Here is a 20743-nt window from a genome sequence, read left to right as displayed (position 1 = left end):
CCTCGAAGAATGCCCTCAGAGCTTGCCAGGCGCCTGGCGGCCTGGTAGGCTCGGTCAAACACCGACAGACGCCGATGAATTTGCCCGCTACCCAGAGATTTGCGCTGGTTGGGGCATCATCCCGGCGCCCCGAGGCGCAGCATGGTTGACATCGTCGACCCGTTGACTCGAAGCCGGATGATGTCCGGCATCCGGGGTCGCGATACCAAACCAGAGCTGATGGTCCGGCGGGCCCTGTTTCGCCGAGGTTTCCGTTTTGCACGCAAGAAGACCGGCCTGCCAGGCAGCCCGGACCTCGTGCTGCCGAAATGGCGAGTGGCAGTGTTTGTTCATGGCTGTTTCTGGCACTGGCATGGCTGTCATCTTTCCAAGATGCCGGCTAACAACCGACCATTCTGGAAACAGAAACTGGAAGGTAATCAGGACAGAGACATCAGAGCAGAGATGACCCTGGTCTCTATGGGGTGGAGAGTGGCAATAATTTGGGAATGTTCGCTGCGCGGCAAGGTCGCGGCTGGTGAGTTTGATACCGTAGTGGATGGCTTGACTCACTGGATTCGCCATCAGCAACGTGTACAAGCATTTGAAGCAAGTGCTGGCGGCCTTGAAGCCAGTGCCTTATAAAGAAACTTGATGTCCACTCGTAGCGTTCTGCACACGCAGAGCTCCAACAAAACTGCTGAAAAGCTTCGCACGCCGCGGTCCGATGCCCCGTCACGCCCTCAGAAGTCGCCGCTTGTCCTTGAAGCAGATAGCGAACTGATTCGCGCAAAATTGCGTCGCATCCAGAGCGGTGAACCGATCCGCTATATGGATATGTTCGCAGGCTGCGGCGGCATTTCACTGGGCTTTCTGACAGCTGGATTTACGCCAGTCGCCTCTATAGAAAGCGATCCCTGGGCTGCACGTTCCCACGGGGCGAATTTCGGTTCACACGCCATCGGCGGCAATCGACCCGCCCACCATGTGGCGCGAGATGCGATTACCGAGACCGCCGAGACGGTGTTCGCGGACCTGGAGCTTGATGGCAGTACCGACGATCAAATTGATGTGCTGGTGGGAGGCCCTCCGTGTCAAGCCTTTGCCCGCGTGGGCCGAGCAAAGCTACGTGAGCAGGCGCGTCTACGGGAAGAAGTGACCGCAGACCAAGCCTTCCTTGTTGACGGCCGCGTGAGCCTCTGGGAGCGCTACGTCGCATTCATCCGGGCAACGAAGCCGGTGGCGCTGTTAATGGAGAACGTCCCGGACATCCTCAATCACGGCGGCAATAACGTGGCAGAGTTGGTTTCGAAGAGCCTTGCCGAAGAGGGCTACGACGTCGCCTACACGCTGCTGAACGCCGCTTGGTACGGCGTACCGCAGATGCGTGAGCGGATGATACTGGTCGGCTTTCATCGATCCACGGGAATCAAGCCGCGCTTTCCGGCGCCCACCCACCACCTGGTCCTGCCCTCCGGCTACATCAGCTCAAAGAATGCTGCCCGGCGCGTGTTGAAGGCTGAGGGCTCCGAGCATCACCGCTGGATTCCGGATCCGGAGTCTGAGGCGCCCCCAGCGACAGCGGCCTCCGAGGCCCTCGCTGATCTTCCACCTCTTTACGCTGAGGAAATGCTTCGTACTGGCCGCATCCGGCGTGGAGCAAAGGACCCGTCCGAGCCTGTGGACTACACCACAGACAGGCCGACTACTTCGTACTCGCGTTTGATGCGGGACTGGTTGGGTTTTGCCACCAAGGCCACGACCGGGCATGTCTTTCGTTACCTGCCGCGTGACTACAAGATCTTTGCTGAGGTTCAGCAGGGTTGGGAGTATCCGCAGGTCCATGCCTACGTCGAGCAAAAGATCGCGACTTGGCTTGCTAACCGTAAGCGTCGTGGGCTCCCTACAGACGGCCGCGACCCCGATGTGGCGCACTTCGTAACGTCTTGGCGCCTTCCGTACGACCCAACGAAGTTCCCGAACAAGTGGTGGAAACTTCGTGCTGACACGCCTGTCCGCACGCTGATGGCACACCTCGGCAAGGACTCGTACTCCCACATCCACTTCGATTCTGCGCAAGCCCGCACGATCACCGTCCGTGAGGCTGCCCGGCTCCAATCTTTCCCAGACGGTTTCGTGTTCAAAGGCTCGATGAACCCGGCGTTCAAGCAAATCGGTAACGCCGTGCCGCCACTGTTCGCTTATGCCATAGCGCGTGCACTGCGGGAGTGTCTGGGCGCACCCGAAACGCCTGACATGCGCGTAAAGCTCCTCGGCCTACGGCGGCCCCAGATCAAGACCACTGAGGGGACGAAGTGAAGTTCACAATTCTCCGGCTACTCACCCATTCCGAGCTTGGCATGTTTCACGAGTACCGACGTCAGGGCAAGGAAGGTGCGAAGCAGCGCGCGATCAACTTCGACTGGGATGTAGTCGACCAAGTCTTTCCCGCCGCGAAGGATGCTGACATTATTGACATCGCGTGCGCCCGCCTTGAGGACGAAAGCACTGTCATCACAGTGGCATCCAGACTAAAGCGGCAGCACAAAAACTGGCGCCTCGAGGGCGACTGCCCAACAACGAGCTACTACAGTTTTGTCGAGCCGGGCGCCATGTTCGCGATGATCGTAGACGCGGGCACAACACCGGCCAAAGCCTCATGGGTCGTATTGCCCGTGTATCACGCGGCGCGCGCGGCCATCCTGAACCATGGCGAGAGCGCGCGCCTCGGTCAGTCCGCGATGATTGCGCTATACGATGACGAAGGTGCGCACTGTCAAGCTGTACTCGCAGAGCACTTCCCGCAACTCTTCAAGGAGGCCAAAGCAGTGTCCGTGACGCCCCAATCCAAGGTCTACGCGAGTGACGGCTATGACGATGTCGCGCCCGACCCCCTCGGACTCTTCAAAATCCTGGCGCGTGCCGGACACAGCCTCCCAAGCGCGGTCGCGGATCTGGTGGACAACAGCCTCTCGCACAAAGCCAGCGAGATAGACATCACCTTCCCGAATCCGAACGTCGGAGGTAGATGGATGTGCATCCGCGACGACGGCGAAGGTATGACGCCAGAGGGTCTGCGCAATGCGATGAAAATCGGGCACCAACGTGACTATGGCGATGCGGATCTCGGAAAGTTTGGCTACGGACTTAAGGGTGCGGCATGGTCGCAGGCTGACCGGTTGACAGTGGTGTCGAAGGCAGCAGGCCACAAGACAGATGTCCAAACATGGGACAAGGACCACCTCGCGACGACCCGAAGGTGGGAACTACTGAATGATCCTGTCGCACCGAAGTACGCCGCGGCCGTCGAGATCGGCGACTCCGGAACTGCAGTGTTGCTCACGCAGATGCGACCGACCATGGCACCGGCGAAGGGCAAAGCAGAGTCTCCCTACGCGCAGGAGCTGGCGACTATCAAGGCCCATCTGGAATTGGTTTTTCATCGTTACCTCGAGGGCAAGGTTCCTGGACGCGCGAAGGTGATCATCCGGCTCAACGGCGAGCCGCTGCGGCCTAACAATCCGATGGGACACCCGCTTACCAAGGTTCTCAATGAGCGTCGCATCGAGCTTCCCGAGCAAGCGCCCGACAAGGTGCCAGTGCTTTCTGTTCGTGCGTACATCACGCCGAACGAAGCCGAGTTCGATGAATTCATAAAATCTCTGCCTCCTTTGGAGCAGCGTGTCGAGCGAGAGCGCCTCACGCTGAATGGGCGAGCGAACGACGCTCAAGGCTTCTACTTTTACCGTCTCGATCGCTTGATCAAATGGGGCGGTTGGGAGGATCTGTTTGCCAAGGACGAGCACACAAAATTGCTGCGCGTGGCGGTGGACTTTGACCGACTGGCAGAGGAACAGCTCCAGGTCGATATCAGCAAGCAACTCATCCGCCTGCCGTTCGCCGTCGCCGATATCCTCAAGGACTACCTGAAGGTCCCGCGCGCGACAGCCCGTAGTCGATACGACAAGAAGTCCGCGGACACGGCGTCCACAGCCGGCAGCAAGAGAGGTGCATCCGGCACCTCAGGGGCAGGCGGACCTGCAACACCAGGCGGGGGAGGCACGGCCACACCTTCAACTTCTGACGGTCAACCTTTCGGCGGGACGTCGCCATCCTCTGTGCCAAGGAAAGACAAGGCAGCGCTTCGACTAGTCAGCACTGGATCTGTGCCATGGGAACGCAAAAACGGCTTCGGTGGTGAGCATGTCGAGGTCACGCCGCAGGTGCCGTCGCTAGTCGCGCTCGTACAGGTTATTGAAAAGGATGTCGACGCCAAGGCGGCACTTTCCGAGTTTCTCCGTGTGTTGGAGACCGCAGGTGTGCCCGACCTGTTGATGGACAAACCTTGATTGCCGGGAGGTCACCGCAGTTCTTTAAGCTCAAGCCGAGGCTCGAGCTCTGGACTGATGGAACATCATGGACAAATTGGTCTCGACATGAAGCGTATCTGCAGTCGCAGCCGAAGTGGAAACCTCACCAGATCGCTTCGGTTGCGGAGGAATCGCTACGTATTATTTCGAAGACCACACCCGTTGGGCGTCCCAGCTTCCAGTGCCGTGGGCTGGTTGTCGGTTACGTACAGTCCGGCAAGACTGCGAATTTCACGGCTGTAGCCTCACGAGCAGCCGACGTCGGCTACCGCCTGGTCATCGTTTTATCCGGGATCCACGATTCACTGCGTAATCAGACCCAGCGACGTCTCAACAGGGAGTTGGTGGATGTCGGCGTCGACTGGATCACGCTAACGGATGAAACCACCGACTTCCAAGAACCGGCAGTTGCAGACGGATTTTCCTCTACGGGCACGGTACTGATTGTCGCGAAAAAGATCACGCCGATTCTGAAGCGAATCAATCAGTGGCTCGGCAAGCTGGAGGGGCGACTCGCCGATGTGCCGATGCTTCTCATTGACGACGAGGCAGATCAAGCCTCGATCAATACGCGTGGGAATCGCCGCGACCCGAGTGTCGATGAGGAGACCGCACCGGAGGATGACACGGCGCCGTCGTTGACCAACGCGCTGATTCGCGACATTCTGAACAAGGCGCCGCGAGCGACCTACATTGCCTATACCGCGACGCCGTTCGCGAACATCCTCATCGATCCTGACGCGAGCGACAACCAGGTTGGCGAAGACCTGTTCCCCAAGGATTTTGTGGTCCAGCTCCCGCGCCCCGATGGGTACACCGGCACAGAGGAGCTATTCGGAGTAAGCGCACGAGGACGCGATGTCCTGCGGCCCGTAGACGCCGCGGACGTGAAAGCTTTGAAATCAAAGCAACGGAAGAAGAGCGAGGCTGTTGTCGCACGAGGACCGCTCGATCTACCCCAATCCCTGGCCGATGCATTGCTGACTTTTGCGCTTGTTGGGGCCATAAGACTGGTGCGGGGACAGGTGAACATGCCACACACAATGTTGGTGCATGTGTCTCAGCTCCAACGGGATCAGATGCGTATCGGCGCCGCTATCGAGGAGCAGATCCGGACGTGGTTCAATCACGAGGAGGTGGAGCCAGGCGTGCTTCAACGGATGTTCAAGTCCACTCTCGCTGGTCTGGGCGCAGTTGAGCTGCCCGCCGCGGAGGACGTAGTGCTCGACGAGGCTTTGAACAATCTTGCTCGCCTGGAAGTCGTAGTCCTGAACAGCACGACTGGCGGTGAGCTTGAGTATGACGAAAGGCCTGGACGTCAGCTCATCGCAGTCGGTGGCAACAGACTGTCACGCGGGCTTACTCTTGAGGGCCTCACCGTTGCCTACTTCCTGCGCACCACCACTCTCGCGGATGCTCTACTCCAGATGGCCCGGTGGTACGGATTTCGCACGGGCTATGACGATTTGATTCGCATCTGGACCACCGATGGCATCGGTCAGTGGTTTGTCGAATTGGCACTCGTAGAGGAGTCGTTACGGGACTCGATTACGGCGTTGAACAGGGCTGGACGGCGACCCGACGAAATGGCAATACGGATGCGCGCTCATTCCAGTCTTCTCCTGACGAGCAAGAACAAGAGCAAGATGCTTGCGGACGACGCTCGCTCATGGTCTGGTGAGAATCCACAGACCATCCTGTTTCCGCTGCAAGATGGCGAGGCGCTTGAGCAGAATCTTGACCTGGCATCTGCCTTGCTCCGCCAGTATCCGCCGACCCAAGGCGCTCATGGTGGGGAGATTGCACACGACGTTCCGGCTGAAGACATTGCATTGTTTCTCCGCCGCTATAGGGGGCATCCAAGTAGTGTCGCGTTCCAGGCTTCGGCGATTGCTGACTGGATCATGGAGCGTGCGGTGGTGGGTGAGCTTGTGACGTGGACAGTGTTCATTGCCAACCCTCAAAGGGATCGGCAAGTGCTTCTGGGTGGACGGCCATTTGGACTTGTTCATCGATCACTGCAGGCCGCCGAGTCAATTGGTATTCTTATCGACCCGCGTCATGAGGGCGTAGACCTACACGGAGGACCGGAGAACTACCGTTCGGGACCTGGGTTCAGCGCAAAAGCCATGCGCGAAGACCGTCCTCCTGCTCAAGCTCTATTGCTGCTTTACCCGCTGGACCCTGCGCCTCTGCACGCGTCAACGCAGGCTGTGCTCGGTGTGGCCTTGTCCTTGCCCCACACCACCGATGGTGGGAACCGGCTTGTTGCAAATCGCAGGCTACTTCATGAGTGAGATTTCGCCCATCCGCTGGACCAGACTGCGCGAACAGCGGCCCCTCCATGAATCAATCTACGAGTTGGCCTCTGACGATTTCGCAAATTGCCTGATCGGTGTTACGGAAGACAGCCGATTGCACGTCCTGTTAGCCGTGGAGGTTGCCCCGCAAAGCCTGCCACCTGATCTCCAGAGCATTCAGGTCCGCGTAGTTGAGGGTGAGCAAATTTGGCTCGATGTTTCAGCGCGCAGTCATCACGAAGAATTGCTCACGCTGATTGCCAACAAGGTACTTTATGCGATCTCTACCGAGGGGCGAGATGCGGCGCCATCCGTTGAGCGGATCATCGATGACATGCGCGCAGCGCTCCGTCCGCTTGTTCCCGATCTGGGGCCGAGCGAGCAAATTGGCCTTTTCGGCGAACTCTGGGTGCTCTCCAATGTGCTGTTCCCCACAGTTGGATCCCGGATCTGCCAACTTTGGAGTGGTCCCGACAGCGAGCGTCACGACTTCGTGGGCAATGGTGTCCATGTCGAAGTGAAAACTACAACGCGCTCTGAGCCGAAGCATGAGATTTCGCGTCTCGATCAGCTTCGAGCACCTCCCGGCAAGCGACTGCTACTCGTGAGCGTCCTCCTGGAGCGCAGTTTGGGAGGCGACCAAACGCTGGCGGATCAAGTGGACCAGATACGGGATAAGTTGGGGAATGACGGGCGTGCTGTCGACGAGTTTGAAGCACGATTGGCACAGCTCGGCTGGCATGAGGGCCTGCGACAGACGGGTTCGCTACTGCGATTCACATTCCGCGATATTCAGGTATTCGAGGTCACTGGCCTCTTCCCTCGATTGCCTGATGACTATGTGCCGCCGCTCGGCGTTTCAGGGATCAGGTATAGCATAAACGTTGGGAGTCTCCCATCGCTCGGCGTTGCTGACGTCCAGAGGATTCTGGAACTGGTCTGATCAGCCCTCTGCGAACGGCTAGAAGCAGTTGATACGCGGCAAGGCCACGCGGATCACGCATCAGCAATGCCGCGTCATCAGCCTGCTGGTTGTAGGTCCGGTCGTAAGCTGAGAATCCTAGATCTTATAGATCAAGGACTTACCAGCAAGGCCGAAGCAAAAGCCGAGACGACCTGACAGCAAAACATGAGAATTTCCCTCTCCTCTGAGTAAGCTTTCCGGGCCAGCGGTGGCGAAAAATTCACCGTCGCCCATGGTCTGGCGGACCTGGTGTGCACGGCCGGCCGCAGCAAGCTAAGGGGTGACTATAAGCTGGATTTCGACTGCATCAAGGGGCAGTCGCGATGCTGCTGAGAGCGAAGCCAGACTAAAGGAATGCGCCAAGAGAGAGCGGATCTGCCCCGGGTCGGCGAGGGGTCGCTGACCGGGCCTTTCGAAGACGCCGGTCGCCACACCGGCCGCCCAGAAAGCTACGCGCCTGCAGCTAGATGTGAGTGCTGCTGGTCAAGCGCCGGCAGCTAAGAAGTGCGTCAGCCATGCCCGCTGGCCGACGCGATCAGAACAGTTAGGCGGGCATCGACTGCGCGGCCTGCAGGGCGAGTCTGCCCAGGTCTGCAACGCGCAGCAGGGCCCCGCGCCGTGTTCCGTTCGGAAGCACCTTTGCCCCCAAAATTTCAATGGTAGACAACTGGTCGGCCAGGTAAGAAGACTTCGTGCCCATCGACTTCGCCAGATCGGCCAGCGGCAGATACATCTGTCGGAACGCCAGCACCTGTTCAGCAGTGATGACCCGGCACGGTTGCCCGCGCAAGGTAATTTGCTCGGCGCCGAGAAGACCAGTCTCAATCCAATGACTGATCGATTCCCACTTCCATCCCGTCCGTTCGGAAAGATCTTGAACCGACATGCCTGCCTCTAAGACAGGCGTGCCGAAGTACTTGGAGAGATCTGCTTTAGAGAAAGACGTATCGCCCAGGCGCCGACCGCGAAAAGCTGGCTGTAGTTCGCCGTTCGCAGCCGCCTTCATCGCGCACTGAATGGCGTGTTTGTCGCCCATTCGTCGACTGGACAAATCCGACCACGAAACGTAGGCTGCGTCCGTGCGTCGCCGCGCATTCGCGGTCCCGCAGAGACGTTGGCAAAGCGCCTCAAGCGATGCTTTGCGTATGACCCCGCCCTTCAGAATGTCGCGGCTCCATTTGGCGTCTGATTCGACAACCTCGGCTTGCATCATCAGGCGCATTACCGCCGGGGCGACTTGCGCGCTCTCACACGCCTCCTCCTCGCTGATCCATTCTGCCCGGCTGCTGGTAATCCGCTTCACCTCAGACGTCGGGACGTAGTAGAGGAGGCGCTGCTTTCCAAATGGCCGGCCCGTTGTGGCGCACTGCCCGCTGGTGACCGCCTGGTGCAGTTGGCCCCAACCGACCCCCAGCGCTGCCGCGGCCTCGTTCACCAGCATTGCGTCGGTGTAGTCAGGCCTCAGATAAGCGGCCCCTCCAAGGGGGAGTTCACCGTCGAACTCTTCGGAAGCGACCTCAAGTACCGCTACCAGAAAGGGCTGGAGGGGCGTATCTTCGCAGCTCTTCTTCAGCCGCGTGTACCACCCGCCAAGACGCGTGCTCAGTGTTCGAGCTCCGGACTTTCCTGAAGCAATTCGGGCAGAAACATGTTTTTTGAATCCCATGGGCCATTCAGCAAGCAGCCCTTCAAGAGGCCCCAGGAATTCCACGGCCTCCTGGATCGTTCCGATACGTGTCGCGCCCTTGGGTGGCGGCGGTGCCACCAGGTCCATGCTCCTGCAGATGTTTCGGACGAAGTCGCAAAGCCAGTAGACGTCCACAGATTCGAAGCTGGGCACCGCCCCATCCCGCGGCTCCCCGTTGCTGGCAATCAGGGCTGAAAGCCAATGCTGAGACGAACTGGATACGGACGTCTCCACGGTTCGCAGATCGTTCCCGCATGCGCAGAGCTCAATGCAAGGGCGATTCGGGGACAGCAGATCACCACAATCGGGGCAACGGTCGACTAGGCGAGCCCGATGCTTGGGACAGGCGGTAGCAAATGAATGCTCCCAGAAGGCGCGCAGGTACGGGGCCTCTTCGAGGCATGCAGGGCATACGGCCTCGGACGTCGTGCGGCGCAGCGCACGCCAGGTGCGCGCGCGCTGCTCTTGCTGCGTAGCTTGTTGCGCCCACTCAGGCTGCAGGTCTAGCTCCGCAGCAACGTGCCCAGGGCAAATAAGCAAAGCGCCCGCGGTGCGGGGTACATCCGCCATTCCCGACAGCTCGCGCCAGCCGGCCAGGCCATTCTCTGCGGCGAGGCGCCTGTAGAATCCGCGTCCTGATTCGTCCTCATGGGGCGCAAAAGTAACGATCAAAGTCATGCGGTCTCCTGCGCGATGGCGGTCCCCTTGGGAGCCGGCATCAGGTTGTCCTCGAGCACCTGGGCATAGGCCCGATGCAGATGTGGTTTCTTAATGCCGTCTGTCTGGAAGGCCTGCCATCGGGGGTCGCCGGCGGGCTCCACGCGCCTCGCGGCAGCCAAGCAATCCTGGAAGGAAAGCGTCCGCGGCTGATCGCCCAGGCGTTGTTCGGCGAGCTCTCGCATGAAGGCACTGAGTACCCCTACCAACCCTCCCGTGTGAAGGTAGCAATTGTTGAAAAGTACATCCTGGGCCAAGTCAATTTTCCAGCCGGCCTTCTCGAATGCCTTCGCGTAGGCGTTTACACAAGCTAAGAAGGCGGTTCGCTCAGCTTCGACGCTGCAGTCGTACGGGTTGAATTCTCGAGGCGTGGAAGACCTCAGCCGCAGCTGTTCGTTCTGCCTCAGAAGGCGAAGTCGCGGCACGCCAAACAGGATTAGCGAGATGTTCTTGTCAGCCAGTGTCTTGAAGAAGTCCCCCGCTGATCTGCTCTGCACCTTGGTGCCGACGTCCACGATGTGGCTCGCCTCTTCGAAGAGAATCACCTTGGTCTCTGCGCGTTCGAGCTGATCCAGCATGCGGCTTCGCGCGTCGCCGAGGCTTCCGCGAGGAACCGGCATGCCCAGGCCGCGAAGGACGCAGCCCGGCAGGTGCTTGGGAGACACGCTCTCAGGGACTTCGGCGACAACAAGAGGAACACGAAGTTTGCCGTCCACCCGCGTCGGTGCGTTCTCGCGTTTCAGCGCGTTGATCAGCATTGATTTGCCGACACGCGACGGGCCGACAATCCACTCGATCCGGGCAGTATGGTTTTCCTTGGCCAGTTCGACGCGTTGGCGTAGCAACGCGAGCAGCTCTTGGTACGCCGGGTGAGAGATTTCAAGGTCCTCGATCGCGCTGAGGAGGTTGCGAGCGGGGTTCATCAGCGGACCTCCCCCGAGGAGCGGCTAAGCGTCGGCAGCTCAGGCACGTCTTGCGCGAAGGTATACGCGGTCTCGGCCTCCGCCCCCGCTTTCGGGGGGTTGTGCCGGGGTGCCGAGGAAAGCGGGCGGCTGGCAGCACGATCTACCGCCGCGGCGTCCGCCGCTGCCCGGGCGGCCAACCTACTCTGCTCGGCGCTAGAAGGATTCCTGGCCTTGCGCGCGCCGCCGGCCTGTAATGCTTGTTGATTCATGTCTCTGTTAAATCGCTCAGTAGCCGGGTCGGGCTGTGTTGGTTGCAGTGGATGGGACTTCATATAGGCAAAGGAATACGCGGGTGTTTCGGGCGTGACATGGGGCTCCTGAAGCGGAACCAGCGGCATGTCCTCACCGTCAAAAACGTAGACCTGCCGATAGTCTTCAGGGTCGACCAGCACCTTCACCTTCACTTCGCCATACTTGTTGATCAGGTACGTCAAGTTGGCGCCCTTGTACTGGAAGCCGTCCACGCTGACCCCAGTCTTGCGATTCAACATGCGATCTTCATGCTCGAAGAGGCACTCCTGCCACTTGGAAAGCGCAGGCGAAAGCCGCATCGGATAGCCGCGCTTGATGACGTTCGTCAGTCGAAGGTGCGGTGTACATCCCAGCTTCTCGACCTCGTGAAAGTCGCTCCATTTATGCCGTTCCAGCTCCTTCTTGGCCCAGACTTGGTAGTACCACCTCACGATCCAGCGCTCAAGCTCCTCGATAGTCATCAAGGAGTCACCCAGTTCGACAGGGTCCCGCGCACCATCTTTGCCGTCGTGGCGGGTGCTTCCCGGCAAGCGCTGCAGAGCCTTCTTGAGCGCGCGATTCAACCGCTCGATAAACGGCTTGTGGTGGGGATGGCGCGACTTGCAGTGTTTCATGTTGATGCCGAGCCTGGCCAGGCGCAGCATGCGCTGCCCTTTTGTCTCAGGGCCGTTGTCGAAGACGATCAACTTCGGAGCGCCATAAACATCGATATCAATTTCATCGACCAGTCCTAGCCGCATGAAAGCTTGACGCTTCGAGTAGAGCGTGGATTCAATGCACTTGAGGCCGTCAGACTCACTGGGACTGCCAATCCGCAGATGCCATCCGGTTGGCATGCCCGTGGAGCAGTCGATGGCGTGAACGAGGTAGACGTTGCGCGCCGGGTGCCCACCTACCGCTACGATGATGGGGACATGCAGCCCGTCCTGCTCGATGCGATCGAAAGGCAGCGCCGCGGAGATGCGCATCGCACCAATCGACTTTGCGGCGGCGCGCATCTTTGGATCCATGCGATCGCCCTGCGGGTCCACACTGACGTTCATCAGCACGAACTGCCGGACGAACTCCTGACTGACGTTCTTGTCCAGCGGCAGGTATCCGAGGTCGTGGGACTGCTGATTGATATAACGGGTGAGGTCATCCATGTCCCAAACGGAGCCTGGTATCAGGTACAGCGTTTCAGCGGCATGTTCAATCAGGGTGATGACCTGCTCTGAATACCTGGGCATGCGATTGCCCTTGTTCTTGTCACCTCGGTAGACTGGAAGATCTTTGCTGACGTTGCTGCGAATCCGGTACAGGGCCGCCCGCGAGGGTAGGTCGTTCGCGGGTGAGCCGCCGTCATCGCCGGCAGCGGTTTTGTAGGCTGCATTGAAGCTGCATTTGTACTTGCGCTGGATTCCCTCCACCATCGTGAGCCAACCCCTCGCCATCTGGATTCTCTGATCCAACTTGGGGTCTGCCTGCATCACAACACTGATACGTGGCATGTCCTCCCTCACAAGAATGAGGTCCTGGCGCGCGATGTTCGTGTTGATCTCGTCAACCAGTTCGAAGGTCTCAGCCCTGGTCTGACGGTCGAAGACCTTGACCACACCGTCCCGCACGATAGGGTCGACGATGCGCCATCGAGCGCTATCAGCACCGCGTGACTTCAGTTAATCGCCCGCGCGTAGAGATGTCATGCGCAGAGCTCCTCGAGCAGGGCGAGATGGCTCAAGTCCTCTTGCGCAATGCGGACGGGAAGATCGACGTTGATGAGGTCGCGTAGCAGGTTTGCCTCAAGAACGCCGCTGACCAGCCAAGCCGGTGCCAGGTTCGTCGACATCTTCACTGCCTCGCAGACCGCCCCTAAGGTATTGCCCTGCGTTCCGCACGCAACCTCCAGGGCGGCTATTTGCTCGGGTGTCGGCCACAAATCGGTTCTCAGCGCCGCATGCGCAAGCGCCCCCACATTGATCCGCGCGGGGCTCCAGGGATCTGCTGGAACCACCAGCCTCCAGAAACGGTAGCCGCTGGCTTCCAGGACCGATTGGGCGAGCGAGAGCTTCTCACCGTACCCTTCATCGCCTTCGAACCCTTCCGACTTTACCTCGAGGATCACCTCTGGCAGGTCGAAGCATTCCGCTGCGAAATCAGGGGTGTAAAACCTGGGACCGGGGCGGTCCCTGTGTCTTGTGCGAGCTTCCTTGATGGCCTCCGGCGTGCGGAGAATGCGCCGTTCGATGAGGTCGACAGCAAAGGGCTGTGCGGCGAAGCGCCGGATGGTCGGGTCAATGGAGAGCACGTCAACCACAAGCTGCTCGGCCCCAGATTCGACGGCGAGCACCCCAGCAGCCTTGTTGCTGAACGTCGTGAATCGAGCTTTCCCAAAGGTGGGGGCGACGCGGCGCACGCCGCTGTCCGTGCCGCGCAGGCGGCCACGGGAGCCATAGGCCAGTCGCGTGGTGGCGCTTCTCATGATGCGGATCCCTCCAGCGCGACCGCTGATGAACGTTGCGATGCGGTCGTCGGAGGATGTTGAACATCAGCAATCCAAACGGGTCGGCGGGTGAGGTCGGTTCTTGGCATAGGTCCTTGCGATGCTTGACATCGTGTGATTCATATTCAGGCGTTTCTTTGCATAGCAAGTGAAAGGCTCGACGGCATGCAAATGCCGTGGGGACGGTGCTCCTGGCCCCGAATCCGTCGCAGTGACAGTCCTCCCAGAAGGCTATTCGGCAGGGAAGTAATCGCCCAGGGTAGGTTGCGTGTGACAAGGGGCGAGGAGAAGATGAAAGACACTCTGTCTCTTTCACTCCGTGCAAGTCAGCGCACACATGCGGTGCGAAACGGCGGTCGAAGTGGCCGCGATTTGTGAGCGCAGGACTGACTGGGAAGTGGTGAGCGCCTCCCAAATAAGAAGGGGGCGAGCATGCGCCCGCCCCCTAGCCAAATGGCTATCTAGCCAATTGGCTAGTCTTTGGCCGCTGTAGCAACCAGTAGATTGGCTGCCCTGATTTGCGCACCCTCGGCCGCCACGAACAGGCGTGCCATCAACATCCGATGGTCTTCTGCCGCCATTGCCAGCGGAGTGACCAGGCCGTTGGCAACGGCGCCTCTTTCCAGGCGGCGGAACGCGTCCTTCAAGGCCGCCGCCGGCGAGACGATCTGGTCTATCTCGCTTTGTTGCACCCAACCAACAGCAACCATGGCCTGAACTCGGGTCCAGTCCACGTATGCCGAGACCGCGACTAGCCGTTCCAGAGTTAGGCGGGCCAGGCGGTGCGGTTCCTTCTTGACCCGATACCAGTGCCCTGGTGACATCCCCAAAGTGCGGGCAACATCTGCAGCCGAGTGCCCTCGGGTGACTGCGCGCTCCACGATGGCGTCACGCAGATGCGCCGCCATGCGAGGGGCCTCAGCCCGTGGAGCCGAGCCCATGAGTGAATGACCTTTCAATTCAATTTCCTCGAAGCGCAGAGAAATCCTCTGCCCTATGTGTAGGAACTGCAGTGGAAGCACGCTCACCGCCTGGCGAAGAAGGCGCCCACGCCTCCGGACTCACGATGCGCCGGCGACTCGCATCTCATGCGAGAAACAGAGGGCGATCAGCGATTGTCGGCAAAACCCAGGCGTCGCATCGTGGTGCCAGTTGTGCAGCCAGGCCGCTCACCGGGATGGTGAAGCTGACAGGACTGCGGGCAGCTTCACCAGCCCGATGGATTTGAACCATGTACCTGGCCACCGCCGTCAGACGTTCCAGCGTCAGCCGGCCCTGCCGGACCGGCTCTTTCTTGACTCGGTACCAATGCCCAAGGGACATTCCCAGGACTGCGCCACATCGCCCGCTGAGTGGTCTTGGCTCAAAGCCCTCTGCACGATGGCGTCGCGCAAGTGGGCCGACCGCAGCGTGGCGTCCGCGCTTTGCGCCGAGGCGTTCAAGGAATTGCGTTCCAACATTGCTCCTAATGAGCAGAGATGACCTCTGCTGCCTGTACAGGAGCCAGGGCAGCAGAAGCGCGCAGGAGTCGATCTACATCGAATGCGACAGGGACTTCCATGCCATGCGAGAGGGAGCGGGACTCCCCGGTGGTGCGATATGAGGACAGGCTGCATCGTTAGCGCAGTCTTTCCTGGAGAGGAATTCGATGGGAGTTTTTGTGCAGATTTACGCCGGGACCGACGCGCACGGCTTGGTAAACGCCGCGCCGGCCTTCATCGGTGCGTTGGTCGTGGACAAGATGGGCGCCATCGCCAGTTACAAACTGCTGGACATGACCAGCGGCGGCCCTATCGGCCAAGCCGTTGCCCGCCTGGCGCGCTATTCCCGCTGGTCCGAACCAGGCCTTGCCCTGGCCTCCAGGTTGATCGAGCGCACCGATTCCGACATCCTCGTAAGGCGCCTGCAATCTTTGCCAGTGGTGATGGAGCTCTGTATCGGCCCGTCTGTAGGCGTCTGGAGAGTGGTCGAGCGCCTTTCAATCGCAGAGCAGCACGGGCGATTGCAGGCAGAGCTGTCCTCCGACTTTAGAAGCGTCCAGGTCGCAGTCCCACCTCTGCCCGTTGACGTCACCGTGGGTGACGCGCTTGTGTCTGCGGCACGATGGGTGTTTGACTGGCACCCCGGCATTCCCGCGATTCCAGCACCGCTCACAGAGATACCCCTGACAAATACACCGGGCGGTGTGGTGGTGGCGCTTGCCGATATTCCGCACCACCCCCGGTGCTACTTCGTTCAGCAAATGGGGCTTGCCGACTGGCCGCCGACAGCGCCGGTTCGGCGGTGGTGGCGGTTCATCGGGGAAGACCCTCGCGTGTGGGATAGCAGGACTGTGCCAGGAGTGCCGCCGTCACCGTCCCTGCCGGTCGCCGAGCGAGTGGCACCCGTCTTGGCTCTCGGTATGCCGGAATCAACTACCAGCAAGGAGAACCGCATGACGATAGAGGAGCCACCGTCCGAGCATGTCAAACAGCTGAGAGATGCGTATCCGCGCTTGCTCCAGACGATAGGGCCTGTGGGAATGTGGTTCCCTCCGGGCTGGACCCGCGTAGTGGAAGACCTTTGCAAGGCGCTTGACGCGCTGCTCACTGACGCCCAAGCGGCGCAGTTTCAGGTTGAGCAGGTGAAGGAGAAGTACGGCAGCTTGCGCTTTTACTACTCGGTCGCCGGCCAGGCCGACGCGCATGTCGACATCCATGACCGGGGAGCGCACCAGCACCTGGTGATTCCGGCGGAGCATCCAGCCGGGTATCCGATCGCGGCTATTGACGTGCTGATCGCCAAGGCTGAGCAGGAGACGCTGATCACCTGTGCCAGTTGTGGCGCGCCAGGGACGCTGCGCGAGGCAGGCTGGCATCACGTTTCGTGCGAGCAGTGCGAGAAGACCGTGTGGAAGCGCAAGTGAGCGGGCTTCAGCCACAGCCAAATGAAGCTTTGTGGCCTCTGGTGAGCGCACGCCCCTTCCCCAAGATGCATGTCTTGTCCGACCTTCACCTGGAAACTGGCGCCTACGAGCTGCCGCCCGATCTGGAATTCGACATTCTTATTGCTGCGGGCGACATAGGCCCCGTGGAGACAGCCATCCCCTGGCTGGCCAGCTGCGGCAAGCCGGTCATTTATGTCCTCGGAAACCACGAGCGGTACCACCGCGACTTTCTCGCCGCAGTGGCACAAGCGCGGCGCCTGGCCAAGGGAACCAAGGTGCGCGTTCTGGAACGCAACTACGTTGTCGTAGAAGGAGTCCGCTTTTTGGGCTGTACCCTCTGGACGGACCTGCATCAGCTCCAGCCTGACTTCGTTAGTGCGGTGCAACGTCACATGTACGACTACCAAAGGGTCACATGCGACGACTGGCTTGCCAAGGGCACCAATCGCAAGCGCCTGGAGCGTCTGCGCCGGCGCCACCAGCTGTCTGAGCTCGAGACAAACGCGGACGGTGCGACCCTTCTGCATCCCGGGGTCACCTACCTCGAGCATGTCGAATCCAGGCGCTGGCTGGACAAGCAACTACGCAAAAGATTTGATGGCCCGACAGTTGTCGTCAGCCACCACGCTCCGAGCTACCAGAGCCTGGTGCACAGTGGGTTGCTTCATTCCACCACCATCGGCCGCACACAGTGGCGCCACTCAGAACCGACGCCTGCGTTGATAGCGGCCTACGCCACCCACGGCCTGCTCGAAAAGCTCGATGTCCAGGGAGTCGACGTGTGGGTACACGGCCACGTCCACACCGGGATGGACTACTTGGAAAGGCACGTGCGCATCCTTTGCAACCCGCGAGGTCGCAACGTCAAGCCAGCGTCCGCCAAAGAAAGGGAGATGTCCGCAATCTTCGGCTATCCCTACAGCGAAGAAGCCATCAAGCGTCAAGAGGAGGCATACGCGCAAAACCCTTTTCAAGGCGACGCGACCGGATTCGATCCCGCCCTGGTCATCGACCTGGAGGACGGGCTCGCCCGGCCGATACAGTCCGCCTGCAAGATTCCCCTGGCGCGGCTGCGCGCGCTGGCCCAGGAAGTCAGCGCGCTGCTCCCCTACGCAGGCCGGGGTAAGTCCATTCCCCATGCCTGCGTGCACGAGTCCTTCGAAGCTCGCCTGACAGAACAAAGGGAGCTCCTGGCCGGCATACATGCAAAGGTACTGTCTCAACTCGACCGGACGTTCGAGCACGCATGGGGCTCAAGGGTCACGCCGCCCCCACGCGCGTATCTGCGCGCCCTCAAAGGACAAGAATCCCCTAACAAGCCAGCAGACTATCGGCACGCAGCCAAATCCATAGAAGGCACCGCACTCTGGTTGGAGACTCTGCCCACAGGCGTTACGGACAACCTTCGCGATCTGCGCGCAGCCCTGGCCAAGGCAATCGACTTCGCGCACGGCCGCGGTGTTCACCTTCTTTGGAAACGGTTGGACTCCAGCGCGCTCCGCTCGGTCGACCGGCACGAGCTCACGCTGCTATGGCCGAAGGAAACCTGGCCAGTGGATGCGGAAGGAAAGCCGGACGGTGCGGCCCGCGAAGCGCTTTCCGTGGCCTTAGATCTCGCGTTGAATGGCGATAAGCCCAGGCGGCAGTGGTTCATCAACCTCAAAGGCGAATCGTATGGAGGTGATTTTCTGGACCCGATTCAGCTGTACGACGAAGGTCACAGGCCTGCATCGCCACGAAGTCGTGCCAGCCAAGCGCGGAGAGGCCGATGACTTTTCGAATTGATACGTTTTGGCTGGACGGCGCAGGGCCTGGTCGGTGGATCTGCTGGTTCAAAGGCTTTAGGGGACAAGGCGTCTATGGGAAAGCGCAACTCGATGACAGCCGAAGCAACTTGGTCATCGCGTCGACGATGGATCCGCGTGAACGGGAGGTGGTGCCCGTCGTCGCCGCACCTGTCGTCGCTAGCCCCGATGAACTGCACGCCTGGATCGCAGAGCAACTTGAGGCGCTTGGCTGGGGGCCAGCGGTCGACCAATCCAACAAATTGATTCAGACGCGTGCTTTCTGAACTGAAGACTGACGGGACAGTGCGCTGAGGGTATCGCAGAGAATTCTCCCGACGCGGATGTTTGTCTGGAGTTCATGAACGGCTAGGTCTGGAAAGGTCTTGATAGGAGAGTCCGATGAAGCAAAAGCCAGACACTTGTAACCCTGCCGGGGTCGAAGCCCACGAGGCGCCTGTCTCGCTGGAGCCGGTGCGGCGGCGCAACAGCAAGATGGACTCACTGCTCCGCAAAATCAACGGTAGCACCCATTACGGCGCGGCATCCCTTGAAAAGCAAACAACGAAAGCGCTGGCCGAGGGTCGACAGCGCCGACAAAGTGGACGGCGGTGATTTAAAACATTCGCAACCCCAAGCCTGCTGTCTTGGCTCGGAGTTTTGGACGATGCCGCTATGAGTCGATCGCTGACCTCGCACCTGCACCTCTCAGCCTCTCGAACCACCGCTCAGGGCGGCAGCTATCGGCCGATTGTGTTGAAAAACTCCCCCGCGCCTTCTAGATTGAGGTGAACCAGACGGGGAGTGCTGACCATGATGGGCAACCAAGGCGGCGGGCAAGAGCAGCTGTTCTACTCCTTCAGCCTTGACGACCACGTCCCCAGAGACCACCTGCTGCGCGGCATCGACCGCTTCCTGGATCTGGGCGAGTTGCGCCAGCACCTGGCGGGGTTCTACAGCCACACTGGCCGGCCCTCCATCGATCCGGAGTTGATGATCCGTATGCTGGTGATCGGCTACAGCTTTGGCATCCGTTCGGAGCGCCGACTTTGTGAGGAAGTCCACCTCAACCTCGCCTACCGGTGGTTCTGCAGGTTGGATCTGAATGCACAGATACCTGATCACTCGACCTTCTCAAAGAACCGCCACGGCCGGTTCCGCCAGAGCGATGCATTCCGCCATGTGTTCGAGGCGGTGCTGCGTCGCTGCATGCGAGAGGGCCTCGTGGCCGGCGAAGGCTTCGCCATCGACGCCAGCGTGATCAAGGCCGATGCCAGCCGTGCGCGCGGCGTGCCTGCCGGGCAAGACATGAAGTGGTCGGAAGGTGAGGCACCCAGCCGGGCGGTGCGTGAGTACCTGGCCAGCCTGGATGTGGCCAATCCGGCTGAGGACGATGAGCAAGCTGCCGGTCCACCAGGTGGAGGCAACCCGCCCAGAACCATCTCGCCGACCGATCCGGCTGCACGCTGGACCGCGGCGCCTGGCGGCCCGGCCTTCTTTGCCTACTCCACCAACTACCTGATCGACCTGCAAGCGGGAATCGTCGTGGACGTCGAGGCCACACCCGCGAACAAGACAGACGAGGTCGAGTCAACCAGGACCATGGTGCAGAGGGTAGAAGAGCGCTTTGCCCTGAAGCCAAAGCGACTGGTGGGTGACACGGCATATGGTGCAGCGCCGATGCTCCATTGGATCGTCAACGAGAAGAAGATTGAGCCGCACATTCCTGTGTGGGAGAAGTCGCAGCGCGACGACGGCACCTTCAGCCGGTCAGACTTCCGCTTCGACGAGCAGGCCGCCGTCTACGAATGCCCTGGCGGCAAGCGGCTCACCACGAGCGGCCGACCGACATCGGAAGCCACCGTGATCTTCAGGGCCAGCAACCACGACTGCGGAGGCTGCAGCCTGAAGCAGCGCTGCTGTCCGAACACGCCCAATCGCAAGATCGCCCGCAGCATCTACGAGGAGGCCCGCGATGTGGCACGTACTGTATGCACGACGCCGGCCTACGAGCAGTCACGCAAGGAGCGCAAGAAGGTGGAGATGCTGTTTGCGCACCTCAAACGCATCCTGAAGCTCGATCGGCTGCGGTTGAGAGGGCTCAGCGGGGCGCACGACGAGTTCCTGCTGGCTGCAGCGGCCCAAAACCTACGAAGAATGGCCAAGTGGCTCACCCCAAAGGCAGAAATCGGGAAGCTGATACCTGTATGAAGTGAGCGGCGGGACCGCAAGTTGCCGCAGCTTCAGAAAACAGCGCCGCGGGGTTGAAGCGAGCCAAGGAGAAATTGCCGCCGATCGAGTTCTTCAACACAATCGG

Annotated in this window: 15 protein-coding genes; 10 read left to right on the top strand and 5 right to left on the bottom strand. The window is 60.3% G+C overall.

Annotated elements, in window-relative coordinates; translation table 11 throughout:
* Window positions 1–141: 141 nt before the first annotated feature.
* From Q0632_RS19565 to Q0632_RS19545, 5 genes are read left to right on the top strand one after another with little or no spacing between them, the layout of a single operon-like run.
* Window positions 142–624 (top strand): very short patch repair endonuclease, encoded by a 483-nt coding sequence (locus tag Q0632_RS19565; RefSeq protein WP_298933351.1) that lies wholly within the window; start codon window positions 142–144, stop codon window positions 622–624.
* 9 nt (window positions 625–633) lie between these two features.
* On the top strand, window positions 634–2298 hold the full coding sequence (locus Q0632_RS19560; RefSeq protein WP_298933350.1) for a DNA cytosine methyltransferase: 1665 nt from the start codon (window positions 634–636) through the stop codon (window positions 2296–2298).
* Complete coding sequence (locus Q0632_RS19555) at window positions 2295–4328, top strand: ATP-binding protein (RefSeq protein ID WP_298933349.1); 2034 nt, start codon at window positions 2295–2297, stop codon at window positions 4326–4328. The genes Q0632_RS19560 and Q0632_RS19555 overlap by 4 nt, the downstream gene beginning before the upstream one ends.
* Window positions 4325–6646 (top strand): Z1 domain-containing protein, encoded by a 2322-nt coding sequence (locus Q0632_RS19550; RefSeq protein WP_298933347.1) that lies wholly within the window; start codon window positions 4325–4327, stop codon window positions 6644–6646. The genes Q0632_RS19555 and Q0632_RS19550 overlap by 4 nt, the downstream gene beginning before the upstream one ends.
* On the top strand, window positions 6639–7592 hold the full coding sequence (locus Q0632_RS19545) for a PD-(D/E)XK motif protein (protein ID WP_298933345.1): 954 nt from the start codon (window positions 6639–6641) through the stop codon (window positions 7590–7592). The genes Q0632_RS19550 and Q0632_RS19545 overlap by 8 nt, the downstream gene beginning before the upstream one ends.
* Before the next feature lie 565 nt (window positions 7593–8157).
* Here Q0632_RS19545 and Q0632_RS19540 read toward each other — a convergent pair.
* The 5 genes from Q0632_RS19540 to Q0632_RS19520 all read right to left on the bottom strand — a co-directional run bounded on the left by Q0632_RS19540 (window position 8158) and on the right by Q0632_RS19520 (window position 14624).
* Entirely contained in the window at window positions 8158–9978 is a 1821-nt protein-coding gene (locus Q0632_RS19540; RefSeq protein ID WP_298933343.1) for a TniQ family protein, read from the bottom strand.
* Window positions 9975–10940 (bottom strand): TniB family NTP-binding protein, encoded by a 966-nt coding sequence (locus tag Q0632_RS19535; RefSeq protein ID WP_298933341.1) that lies wholly within the window; start codon window positions 10938–10940, stop codon window positions 9975–9977. The genes Q0632_RS19540 and Q0632_RS19535 overlap by 4 nt, the downstream gene beginning before the upstream one ends.
* On the bottom strand, window positions 10940–12829 hold the full coding sequence (locus Q0632_RS19530) for a Mu transposase C-terminal domain-containing protein (RefSeq protein ID WP_298933339.1): 1890 nt from the start codon (window positions 12827–12829) through the stop codon (window positions 10940–10942). The genes Q0632_RS19535 and Q0632_RS19530 overlap by 1 nt, the downstream gene beginning before the upstream one ends.
* Window positions 12830–12915: 86 nt before the next feature.
* On the bottom strand, window positions 12916–13695 hold the full coding sequence (locus Q0632_RS19525) for a hypothetical protein (RefSeq protein WP_298933337.1): 780 nt from the start codon (window positions 13693–13695) through the stop codon (window positions 12916–12918).
* Window positions 13696–14189: 494 nt separating this feature from the next.
* Entirely contained in the window at window positions 14190–14624 is a 435-nt protein-coding gene (locus tag Q0632_RS19520; protein ID WP_298933335.1) for a hypothetical protein, read from the bottom strand.
* Between the two features lie 752 nt (window positions 14625–15376).
* Here Q0632_RS19520 and Q0632_RS19515 point away from each other — a divergent pair.
* The 5 genes from Q0632_RS19515 to Q0632_RS19495 all read left to right on the top strand — a co-directional run bounded on the left by Q0632_RS19515 (window position 15377) and on the right by Q0632_RS19495 (window position 20637).
* A complete protein-coding gene (locus Q0632_RS19515; protein ID WP_298933333.1) occupies window positions 15377–16621 on the top strand; it encodes a hypothetical protein in 1245 nt (414 codons plus the stop codon).
* A gap of 74 nt (window positions 16622–16695) precedes the next feature.
* Window positions 16696–18414, top strand: a complete 1719-nt coding sequence (locus tag Q0632_RS19510; RefSeq protein ID WP_298933331.1) for a metallophosphoesterase — start codon at window positions 16696–16698, stop codon at window positions 18412–18414.
* Window positions 18411–18713, top strand: coding sequence for a hypothetical protein (locus tag Q0632_RS19505; RefSeq protein WP_298933328.1), 303 nt, complete (start codon window positions 18411–18413; stop codon window positions 18711–18713). The genes Q0632_RS19510 and Q0632_RS19505 overlap by 4 nt, the downstream gene beginning before the upstream one ends.
* A gap of 115 nt (window positions 18714–18828) precedes the next feature.
* Window positions 18829–19041 (top strand): hypothetical protein, encoded by a 213-nt coding sequence (locus Q0632_RS19500; protein ID WP_298933326.1) that lies wholly within the window; start codon window positions 18829–18831, stop codon window positions 19039–19041.
* Window positions 19042–19239: 198 nt separating this feature from the next.
* Window positions 19240–20637, top strand: coding sequence for an IS1182 family transposase (locus Q0632_RS19495; protein WP_298933324.1), 1398 nt, complete (start codon window positions 19240–19242; stop codon window positions 20635–20637).
* The last annotated feature ends 106 nt before the right edge of the window (window positions 20638–20743 follow it).

The organism is uncultured Ramlibacter sp., from assembly GCF_936925435.1.
In the GTDB taxonomy this organism is placed as follows: Bacteria; Pseudomonadota; Gammaproteobacteria; order Burkholderiales; family Burkholderiaceae_C; genus Ramlibacter.
The sequence above is the reverse complement of the archived record's forward strand: the minus strand, read 5'-3'. Positions and strand labels throughout refer to the sequence as shown.

What these genes read in the sequence shown, in the direction of transcription:
- Q0632_RS19565 (WP_298933351.1), top strand. Translation starts at nt 142, where the DNA reads ATGGTTGACATCGTCGACCCGTTGACTCGAAGCCGGATGATGTCCGGC.
- Q0632_RS19535 (WP_298933341.1), bottom strand. Translation starts at nt 10,940, where the DNA reads ATGAACCCCGCTCGCAACCTCCTCAGCGCGATCGAGGACCTTGAAATC.
- Q0632_RS19540 (WP_298933343.1), bottom strand. Translation starts at nt 9,978, where the DNA reads ATGACTTTGATCGTTACTTTTGCGCCCCATGAGGACGAATCAGGACGC.
- Q0632_RS19495 (WP_298933324.1), top strand. Translation starts at nt 19,240, where the DNA reads ATGATGGGCAACCAAGGCGGCGGGCAAGAGCAGCTGTTCTACTCCTTC.
- Q0632_RS19520 (WP_298933335.1), bottom strand. Translation starts at nt 14,624, where the DNA reads ATGGCGGCGCATCTGCGTGACGCCATCGTGGAGCGCGCAGTCACCCGA.
- Q0632_RS19505 (WP_298933328.1), top strand. Translation starts at nt 18,411, where the DNA reads ATGACTTTTCGAATTGATACGTTTTGGCTGGACGGCGCAGGGCCTGGT.
- Q0632_RS19525 (WP_298933337.1), bottom strand. Translation starts at nt 13,695, where the DNA reads ATGAGAAGCGCCACCACGCGACTGGCCTATGGCTCCCGTGGCCGCCTG.
- Q0632_RS19560 (WP_298933350.1), top strand. Translation starts at nt 634, where the DNA reads ATGTCCACTCGTAGCGTTCTGCACACGCAGAGCTCCAACAAAACTGCT.
- Q0632_RS19500 (WP_298933326.1), top strand. Translation starts at nt 18,829, where the DNA reads ATGAAGCAAAAGCCAGACACTTGTAACCCTGCCGGGGTCGAAGCCCAC.
- Q0632_RS19545 (WP_298933345.1), top strand. Translation starts at nt 6,639, where the DNA reads ATGAGTGAGATTTCGCCCATCCGCTGGACCAGACTGCGCGAACAGCGG.